Annotated in this window: 5 protein-coding genes and 2 tRNA genes; 6 read left to right on the top strand and 1 reads right to left on the bottom strand. The window is 59.0% G+C overall.

Going from position 1 to position 8,411, the window contains the following annotated elements; genetic code table 11:
- Positions 1-361: 361 nt before the first annotated feature.
- Positions 362-434 (bottom strand) — tRNA-Lys (locus HMPREF2527_RS01915).
- Between the two features lie 214 nt (positions 435-648).
- Here HMPREF2527_RS01915 and bcp point away from each other — a divergent pair.
- The 6 genes from bcp to HMPREF2527_RS01885 all read left to right on the top strand — a co-directional run bounded on the left by bcp (position 649) and on the right by HMPREF2527_RS01885 (position 8,353).
- Positions 649-1,125: a thioredoxin-dependent thiol peroxidase gene (gene bcp, locus HMPREF2527_RS01910; protein ID WP_005508643.1), complete on the top strand. Its 477-nt coding sequence runs from the start codon at positions 649-651 to the stop codon at positions 1,123-1,125.
- Between the two features lie 185 nt (positions 1,126-1,310).
- Positions 1,311-1,392: transfer RNA gene (locus HMPREF2527_RS01905), tRNA-Leu, on the top strand.
- Positions 1,393-1,541: 149 nt separating this feature from the next.
- Complete coding sequence (locus tag HMPREF2527_RS01900; protein WP_070505992.1) at positions 1,542-3,740, top strand: ABC transporter substrate-binding protein; 2,199 nt, start codon at positions 1,542-1,544, stop codon at positions 3,738-3,740.
- Positions 3,741-4,054: 314 nt separating this feature from the next.
- On the top strand, positions 4,055-5,536 hold the full coding sequence (locus tag HMPREF2527_RS01895; RefSeq protein ID WP_012903276.1) for a malate:quinone oxidoreductase: 1,482 nt from the start codon (positions 4,055-4,057) through the stop codon (positions 5,534-5,536).
- Positions 5,537-5,797: 261 nt separating this feature from the next.
- On the top strand, positions 5,798-7,189 hold the full coding sequence (locus tag HMPREF2527_RS01890) for a YihY/virulence factor BrkB family protein (protein ID WP_070505990.1): 1,392 nt from the start codon (positions 5,798-5,800) through the stop codon (positions 7,187-7,189).
- Positions 7,190-7,306: 117 nt separating this feature from the next.
- Positions 7,307-8,353, top strand: coding sequence for an alpha/beta fold hydrolase (locus tag HMPREF2527_RS01885; protein ID WP_070505988.1), 1,047 nt, complete (start codon positions 7,307-7,309; stop codon positions 8,351-8,353).
- Positions 8,354-8,411 lie beyond the last annotated feature (58 nt).

Here is an 8,411-nt window from a genome sequence, read left to right as displayed (position 1 = left end):
CCCCGCCCCAGTTCGCTAGGCACGGGGCGCACACACTGAACCACCGCGCAACCCAACGAACCGGCGGGATTCCACGAACCCCTGAACCACAGGACGTAAAGAGGAGCGGGGCGGCACATCGGTAGCGCGCCGCGTTTTCCGGATGCGCCCTCAGGGTGTCATACGGACGCTCTCCGCAGCGAAGCAAGGAGGAGCGGAGCGTCCGGGTGACGGGTGCCCCTGCGTAGGCGCGGAGGAAACATGCGGCGCGCGTCATCTGAAACAAAGCCGGACACAAGCTCCTCAAACCCAAAAACTGTATTTATTCGGGGAACGCAAAAATCCCGCCGATTCCGAAGAATCAGCGGGATTTTCTGTGAAGTGCGCCCCCTGGGACTCGAACCCAGAACCCATTGATTAAGAGTCAATTGCTCTGCCAATTGAGCTAGAGGCGCTTATTTGTTTTTCAAGGTTTCCCTTGCAACAGAAAAATACTATACGCGAGTTTCCATGGTGTGCGCAAGTTGATTCAGGGTGAGCCTGGACACATTGTTTGGGTGGGGTGTGTGGGACACTAGACTGTGTGTATTGCATGGGGTGCGTCCGCCCTTGGTACTGCGTGGGGCGCATCCGCTCCCCCTTCCATATTGTTGTTTTGAGGAGTTTTTGATGAGCGTTCGTCTTGAGCCGGGCACCCCGGCGCCTGCTTTTACCCTTGCTGATGCGTCGGGTAAGGAGCACAGCCTGAGCGATTATGCGGGTAGCAAGGTGATTTTGTATTTCTACCCGAAGGCGTCGACTCCGGGTTGCACGAAGGAGGCGTGCGATTTCCGCGATAATTTGGCGTCGTTGAAGTCGTTGGGTTACGTGGTGTTGGGTGTTTCTCCGGATTCGCCGGCGGCTATTGCTCGTTTTGTGGAGAAGGAATCGTTGACGTTCCCGCTGCTGTCTGATGCTGACCATGCGGTGGCTGAGGCGTATGGTGCGTGGGGTGAGAAGAAGAATTACGGCAAGGTGTATGAGGGTCTGATTCGTTCGACGTTTGTGATTGATGAGCAGGGTGTTATTTCTGTGGCTCAGTACAATGTGCGTGCGACGGGTCATGTGGCGAAGCTGCGTCGTGATTTGGGTATTGACCCGAAGTAGGGTCACGTTTTCTGGGGTTTGCGTATCGCTGTTCTACTGCTTCTTGAGGGGCTGGTGTTCGGCGTGTTTGCGGGCTTTTTGCCCTATGGGGGCTTCTTTTAAGGCTTGGAGAACCTTGGTTCCTGGTGTACACTAATTTTTTGTTGCCTCAGACGCATGCATCTTCGGATGTGGGGTGACACTGCGCGCGAGTGGTGAAATTGGCAGACACGCAGGATTTAGGTTCCTGTGCCTTATGGCGTGGGGGTTCAAGTCCCCCCTCGCGCACACACATTTACATTGGGCCCGCCGTCACGGTTTTCGTGGCGGCGGGTTTTCTTGTATGTGCCTTACCGGGGTGGGTGTGTCTCGCCCGGTTGGGTGTTGAACCGTTATCCTGAGAGATAAGCATCCGCGACGGAAGAGAGGACCCTCCCGTGCAGCATCAGCCTTATGCATCGTCAGCTGTTGGCAATTCTGATGCGCTGCTTCGAGCCACTGTCGGCTCGAGTGGCTTGAGTCGACGCGCCGTTTTGCGTTTTGGCGCACTTTTTAGTGCTGGTTTGGCGCTTTCTGCGTGTTCTGGTCAGTCTTCTGCTGGTTCGTCTGCTGGGTCTTCGGCGAGTGCGTCGTCTGCTGATGCGCGTCGTGTGTTCCGTTTTGCGCAGGGTGCGGCGCCGTTGGGTTTGGATCCGGCGTTGTTTCCTGTGGCGAGTACGTATCAGGTGACGGCGCAGGTTTTGCAGACGTTGTTGGTGGCGAATCATTACACGGGTGATCCTGAGGTTCAGGATTCTTTGTGTAGTGCGTGGACGGTTTCTGATGACCGTTTGGTGCATACGTTTGTGTTGCGTGAGGCGCATTTTAGTAACGGTTCTGCGTTGACTGCGGATGCTGTGGTGCAGAATTTCCAGAGGTGGCAGGCGTTGGCTACGGGTGAGGGTACTGCAGCTCATGCGGTGCCTGCTCAGCCTTTGTTTGCGTGGGGTTTTGGTGTGCCGAAGCCGGGTTCTATTGATCCTTCGGCGGTGGAGCCTGCGCCTGTTCAGGCGTCTCCGTCGGGTGCGACGACTCCGTCAGCAAGTGCTTCCCCGTCTGCTTCTGCGAGTGCTTCTGAGACCGCCTCCCCGAGCACTTCCCCGTCGGCTTCTGCTTCTTCTGATGCCGCTACCCCGAGCGCCTCTGCGAGCGCTTCTGATGCTGCACATCCGGGCGATAAGAAGACCAGCAAGAAGGCGGATGCTCAGTCGTCTGCGGTGCAGTCGTTCTTGCCGCTGGTTTCGTCGGTGGTGGCGAAGGGTAACTCTGTGGTGGTGACGCTGTCGCGTCCTTCTCTGGCGTTCCCGCGTATTTTGACGCAGCAGGCGTTTGGCATTATTGATCCTTCGCTTTTTGGTGCGGATCAGAAGCTGACGGGTAACCCGGTGGGTACGGGTGCGTTCCATGTGGAGTCGTTCGAGGCTGGCACGGTTCGCTTGCTGAAGAATACCCATTTTGATGGTCAGGCACCTGAGCTGGATGAGATTCAGATTTCGACCCTCACTTCGTCGGATAAGCGTTATTTTGCGCTGATGCAGGGTCATATTGATGCGTGTGATCAGGTGAATTCGTCTGATCTGGGTCAGTTGGCGCGTGATGGTTATCAGACGCCGGGCCGTGACCCGTTCTCGCTGGTGTATTTGGGCTTGAATACGGCGCATCCGGTATTGAAGAATATTTCGGTGCGTCGCGCTATTTCGCATGCTGTGGATCGCGGTGCACTACGTCAGTATTATCCGCAGGGCACCTCGGATGCGCAGACGCTGATTTCGCCGTCGTTCCGTATTAAGGCTGATGATGCGAAGGATTACACGGACCGCAATCAGGATATGGCGCGCTCGCTGCTGGCGACGGCTGGGTACGACAATCAGGTGATTGAGTGCTACTACCCTGCTGACGTTTCTCTGCCGTGGATGGATACTCCTCAGAAGGTGTATTCGGAGATGGTGGCTTCGCTGATTGAGGTGGGTTTGAATATTAAGCCGGTGCCTCTGCCGTGGGCTGAGTATCTGCCGAAGAGCCGCGAGGTTTCTTCTGAACGCGGTATTACGCTGGCCGGTTTCTACGGCATGTACCGTGACCCGTACGCATTCTTTGGCCCGGTGTTGGCGCCGCTGATTGCTGAGCATCAGGTGCGTTCGTTGATTGCGAATGCGCCGTCGGATATGACGACTGGTTTGACGAAGAAGAGTTCTGATGTGCCGTCGTCGGGTGGTGCGAATTCGAATGTGCGGATTTCTGCGACTCCGAGCCCGCAGCCGAGTTATTCGCCGGACCCGTTGACGCCTGAGGAGGAGGCTTCGGCTTCTGCTTCGCCGAGCCCGTCGGCGTCGCCTTCGCCGCAGCCTACTGCTGTGGCGGTTGCGCCGTCGCCTCGTTTTACGGAGATTTTGGAGGCGATTCGTACCGCGGATTCTGCCGATTCGGTGGATTCGCAGCGCGAGTTGTATGCGAAGGTTGTGTCTCAGCTGGGTCAGTTCATGCCGGCGGTTCCGTTGCTGAATGTGACGTCGAAGGTGGCGGTGAGCCGTGAGGTTCAGGGCTATCAGACGGAGCAGAATGCGATTGAGCTGTTCGGTAAGCTGCGCAAGTCGTAGCCTGCGTTTTTAGCTTTTGCGGAAAGGGGTGCATCCCGGTTGGGGTGTGCCCCTTTTGCTACTTTTGGTGGCTTTCGGGGAGCCGGTGGGCGGGTGCTTCTGAGGGTGCTTTTGGGTTGTTGCCAGTGGGTGTAGCAAATGCGCGCGATTACGGGTCTTTTCGACCCTAAGAGATTTATTGATATGAACTGCAACACTCTCTCTCGTTTTGTGGATTCTGGCTATGCCAACCCCGCTAAAAGGAGTAGGCTAGATGATGTACCCCACATTCACTGTGCCCAGGCCGGGCACCCGCACCCCTAAGGGAGAATTCAGTGGTAGCACGTACTGAACGAACCGACGTCGTCCTGGTCGGCGGCGGCATCATGAGCGCCACCCTCGGTGTGTTCCTCAAGGAACTCGAACCGAGCTGGAACATCATCCTGCTCGAACGCCTCGACAAGGCCGCTCAGGAATCCTCCAACCCCTGGAATAACGCAGGTACCGGCCACTCGGCGCTGTGCGAACTCAACTACGCACCCGCTGGCCCCGACGGCACCGTCTCGGCAGCTAAGGCGCTGAACATTAACGAGCAGTTCCAGATTTCCCGCCAGTTCTGGGCATCCCTGGTTGAAGATAAGATTCTGGACAACACCGACTTCATCAACCCGGTCCCCCACATGTCCCTGGTCTTCGGTGAGGATCACTCCAAGTACCTGGCTGCACGCTTCGATTCCTTCCGCAAGGAGAAGCTCTTCGAGCGCATGGAATTCTCCACCGAGCGCGAGAAGATTGGTGAGTGGGCGCCGCTGACCGTCAACGGCCGCAAGGGCAACGACCCGATCGCAGCGACCTGGTCCCCCGAAGGTACCGACGTTGACTTCGGCGCCCTCACCCAGCAGATGATTGACTACCTGCAGACCAAGGGTGTTGAGGTTCGCTACGGCTACCAGGTGACCAACCTGAACCGCGAATCCAACGGCTCCTGGACCGTTGACGCTATCAACCGCATCAACAAGGAAGAGCCGCTGACCATCAACGCGAAGTTCGTCTTCCTGGGTGCCGGCGGTGGCGCTCTGCACCTGCTGCAGAAGTCCGGCATTGAAGAGGGTAAGGGCTACGGCGGCTTCCCCGTCTCCGGCCTGTTCCTGCGCAACACCCACGAGGCAACCGCAAACCAGCACAACGCTAAGGTGTACGGTCAGGCTTCGGTGGGCGCACCTCCCATGTCCGTGCCGCACCTGGACACCCGCTACGTGGACGGCAAGCGCGCCCTCATGTTCGGCCCCTACGCAGGTTTCAAGACCAACTTCCTGAAGCAGGGCTCCCTGCTGGATCTGCCGCTGTCCCTGCGCCCGCACAACATCTACCCGATGACCCGCGCAGGCATCGACAACCTGTCCCTGGTTAAGTACCTGCTCTCCGAGCTGGTCAAGGACAAGAACGCACGCCTCGAGTCGCTGTACCAGTACTATCCCGAGGCTGTTGGCGGCGAGTGGGAGCTCATCGAGGCTGGCCAGCGCGTTCAGATTATGAAGAAGGACGCGAAGAAGGGCGGCATCCTGCAGTTCGGTACCGAGGTTGTCTCCGCAGCGGACGGCTCCATCGCGGCTTTGCTGGGTGCATCCCCCGGTGCTTCCACCGCGGCTCCGATTATGCTGAACCTGCTGGCTAAGTGCTTCCCCTCCAAGATTGCCGGTTGGGAGCCTCGCCTGAAGGAGCTCATCCCCGGTTACGGTGTGAAGCTCAACGATAACCACGACCTGGCTGATGAGCTGATGGCTCACACCGCTAAGGTTCTGGGTATTCACAACTAGTTTTCAGTTAGGCTCAGCAGGTAGCTTTATACCCTAGCTGACAAGCCTTTTTTGAGGCTTTTCGGGGCGGTTACCCTCTCTAACTGACCGACAGGTCAGCTATCTGCACTCGCAGAAAAATGCGGGAGGGTTAGAAAACCCTATAATGTCACCGCAGGGGCGGGAAGGACAGCTCATTGTTCTCCTCGCCCCTTCTGTGCGCCCACACACTGAAGCTCATAGGCGCACCACTGTGTACACCCCATCATTCAAGGAGCCCCATTGGCTGCACACACCGGCTCTTCCACGGACACCTCCTCAACCCAGGTACCCGCCGGAGCTCGACGCGGACTCTTCTCCCGCAAGCAGAAGCCCGCTGACCCCAAGTACGTCAGCGTCAAGCTGCGCGACTTCCCCAAGGGCAGCATCCTCTACATTCTGCGCCGTGCCATCTACAAATTCGGCGCAAACGGCGGCACCGACATGGCGGCAGCACTCACCTACTTCACCGTGCTGTCCATCTTCCCCGCCCTGCTGGCAATCGTCTCCCTACTGGGCGTATTCGGTCACGGTGAGGAAAGCGCCGCGGTCATCCTCGCCTTCCTCAAGGACAACGCGCCCGCCCAGATGTACGCCATTCTGGAAGACCCCATCAAGCAGATTACAGGCGACCATGGCGCAGGCCTGGTGCTGTTGACCGGTATCCTCAGTGCACTCTGGTCCGCCTCTGGGTACACCGGATCCTTCGGCCGAGCTCTCAACACGGTCTACAACGTGCGTGAAGGCCGCCCCGGCTGGATACTCAAGCCCATCAACGTGCTCGTCACCGCCATGCTCATCATCCTGGTGGTGCTGATGATCCTGATGATGCTGCTCGGCGTGACCGTCCTGGACATGGTCGGCCAGTATGTGCCCGCAACCGTCGATATGGAGCTCATCAAGCTCATCTGGCTCAACGGCCGCTGGATTCTCATCCTGCTCATGGCAATCGGCCTCATCACCCTGCTGTACGCCGCCACCCCGAATGTGCGCCGCTACAAGGCGTGGAGGCTCTCCAGCGGTGCCGCACTCGCACTCGCCGGTATGGGTCTGGGCGCATTCGGTTTCACCCTCTACGCCAACAACATCAGCAAGTACAACGCCACCTACGGCCTGATTGGTGGTGTGATTGTGATGCTGCTGTTCATCTGGATCATGAACAACATGTTGCTCTTCGGTGCACACCTGGATGCAGAAATCATGCTCATGCGCCAGATTATTGCCGGTGAGGACGACCACGGCCACCTGAAGGTGCAGCCGCGCAGCACCTCCGCATCCCGAGCGTTGAAGGCACGCCAGGAACGCCTCATGTCCGCCGGACGCGAATTACAGCAGCAGGCGGCAGGCCAGGGCATGCTCCCCAAGCCGAAGGGCCCCTCCATTGCGGATCGCGTGCAGAAGGCGGTGGACACCAACACCACCATGATTCGCACGTTCATTGCCGACGGTAAGGAACGCATCGAAAACGGCAAGGAACAGCTACAGAAGAAGCAGGCGAAGGCAGACGCCGCCGAAACTCAGGCTTCTGAGGCAACCGCGGCGAAGGCAGAAGCGAGCGCAAAGGCTGAACCTCAGCAGGAGGCGCTCTTCGACCTGAGTGCCGACAACTCAACCGGTGCGGCAAAGAAGAACTAAGCGGCAGCTCAGCTGAGCGCGTACCGCCTCAACGCATCAAGGGCGCGAGATAGAAAAGGGCACGAGATAGAAAAGGGCGCAGGACAGAAACCCTGCGCTGGTCACTAAGATAGAACTATGACCAGTGCAGAATTCTCTCCCGCGCCCTTTGCTGTACCCAACGCCGCTACACCCAATGTTGATGCGCCCGATGCCGCAGCACCCGCCGTCGTTCTCCCCGACCTCGAGTACACCCTCTACCAGCCGCAGCAGCTCAAAAGCCGCGTCCCCGCCCTCATGATTCACGGCTTCGCCACCCGCGGCGAGCAGCTCTACGGCGGCACCAGCTGGATCCGCCAATACCTGCGCGCCGGATACCCTGTACTAGCTGTCAATCTGCCCTACCACACGAACACATACCTCAAAGACCCACAGTTCACGGTTGACTGCAAACTGCCTGCCCATACGCAGGTTATGAGCAGTGAAATCCCGTTCGATTCGGTGCCCTCTGTCAATACGACGGGTCAGCGCCTCACCCCCATTCACCTGCTCACCAACGCACTTGCCCAGCTGCTGCGAGCCGTCGCCACGGAGAACAACCTCGACGTGGAGCTACAGCCGCGCGCACACGTTATCGGTTTCTCCTTCGGTGCCCGCGTCGGCTGGGAGCTCGCCCTCACCCACCCGGAGGCGGTCGCCTCCCTCACCCTCGGTGGCCTGCCCCTACACGACCACCTCATCACCCTGCGCGCCATGCTCGAAGCGCACGAGGGCACCAGCGTCACGGCGAGCGCAGAAACCCCCGCGGCAGACTCCACCGACGAGGCGATTGCGTCCTTCACCTCGATTATTGACGGCTCCCCCATCCAGCCCGACGCGCTACTGAAGTTCGTTCGGATTCCCTTCGGCCCGTTCTTCGACGTGCCCGCCCTGCGCGCCGGATCCCCGGATTTGCCGGCGGGTCACCCGGGTGCGCATCCGCACGCGCCCATTGCGGTTGTGCTCGGTGACGCGGATACCATCGCCGCCGACGGCGCGGAACTCTACGACATGGTTCGTGACGACAATCCGCTCAACCGTTTCATCTCCCTGCCCGGCCGCGACCATGTGAACGCCCTGACCTCGGGCGCGTTCCGACGCGGTGCGCTCGCCTTCGCCGCTGAGGTGGAGGCGGCGACGTCATAAAACGTCACATTCCCCTGGGGGCTTCACGCTCAGCCCCGGGGTGCATCAGGTATGCCTT

This window comes from Rothia sp. HMSC071B01 (genome assembly GCF_001808945.1).
GTDB lineage: Bacteria > Actinomycetota > Actinomycetes > Actinomycetales > Micrococcaceae > Rothia.
The sequence above is the reverse complement of the archived record's forward strand: the minus strand, read 5'-3'. Positions and strand labels throughout refer to the sequence as shown.

Coding starts and splice junctions, on each gene's coding strand:
- bcp (WP_005508643.1), top strand. CDS start 649: ATGAGCGTTCGTCTTGAGCCGGGCACCCCGGCGCCTGCTTTTACCCTT.
- HMPREF2527_RS01885 (WP_070505988.1), top strand. CDS start 7,307: ATGACCAGTGCAGAATTCTCTCCCGCGCCCTTTGCTGTACCCAACGCC.